At 75.4% G+C, this 1,164-nt stretch carries 2 protein-coding genes; both read right to left on the bottom strand.

Going from position 1 to position 1,164, the window contains the following annotated elements; genetic code table 11:
• The coding region (locus AC2W7J_RS18355) for a hypothetical protein (RefSeq protein ID WP_485984217.1) at window positions 1-249 on the bottom strand (249 nt) is incomplete at its 3' end.
• 9 nt (window positions 250-258) lie between these two features.
• Window positions 259-867, bottom strand: coding sequence for a rhamnan synthesis F family protein (locus AC2W7J_RS18360; RefSeq protein ID WP_485984219.1), 609 nt, complete (start codon window positions 865-867; stop codon window positions 259-261).
• Window positions 868-1,164: the final 297 nt, after the last annotated feature.

Below are 1,164 nucleotides of genomic sequence, written 5' to 3' on the forward strand. Positions count from 1 at the left end.
GGTCCGTCGGTAGCCGAGGTCGCGTCCACGGCCGACGTGCGGCGTCGCATCGCCCTGCCCGGTGTAGTCGGCGACGCCGGCGGCCACGCCGTGCCGCGCGAGCTCGTCGACGAAGGGGCCGTAGTAGCCCGCCGGCACCCCCATGGCCGGCATGACGAGGACGAAGGGGGCCGACGTCGCGTCGGTCCCGGCGGCGTGCAGGGTCGTCGTCCCGCCTCCGGGCAGGCTGATCTGGCTGTGCTGGTCCACGGCGGGAGCCTAGGGCGTCGAGCGGCCCTCATCGCGCAGCGACGCCACGACGGCGGCGACCTCCGAGCGCTGGTCGGCGTACTGCGGCGCCGTGAGCAGCATCCGCTTGACGAAGGGGAAGCCCGCCGCCAGGAGCGATCGCCAGCCGTGCAGGGAGAGGTCGACGTCGAGCGGGAGTCCGAGCTCGTCATGGGTCCAGCCGGTCTCGCGGGTCAGGTCGGCGGCATCGACGGTGGTGGTGAGCCCGATCTCGTAGGCCTCGACGACCGCACGCTTGGACTCCAGCGGGCGCACCCGCACGAAGAACCCCGCGAGCGGCTCGCGGGCGAGCGCGCCACCACGGACCGCGAGCAGATAGCTCTGCAGGTGCTCCGCCGGGTGGTGGTTGGCGGTCGCCGCCCAGACATCGCTCGTACCGGCGTCGATGCGACGGACGAGCTCGTCGAGCGGCCCGAGCGGGCCGACGAGGGAGTCGTTGGTCAGGACGACGAGGTCCTTGCGCGCCACCGCCGGCCAGGTCGCCAGGGCGTGCGCCCACGAGCCGAAGTCGTAGGCGGTGTTGCGCCGCCGCACGAGCGCGACGCCCGCGGCAGGTGGGGTGCGGCCAGCCGCACCCACGGTCGCGGGCCGCGACGACGAGGACACCGAAGCCCCCTTCGGCCCAGGCCGTGGCCGCAGCCAGGGCGTCCGGCCTCACCCGGGCACCGGGAGACCACTCCGCGAGGACGACGACCCGGTCCCTCGCGAGGACGTCTGCGATGTCGCCGGCCACGACGCCCTCCCGCGCGGCGAGGCGTCGTGGCCGCCCCCTTCGCCCGCCAGCGCAGGTCCCGCACCCGCACCCCGAGTCGCGGGACCTCCACTCCTGCACCCGGTCGGTGAGCGTCGGCGCGCCGGCCTCCGGCGGGCGCTCGT

The organism is Janibacter sp. CFPM2_SD2, from assembly GCF_057364645.1.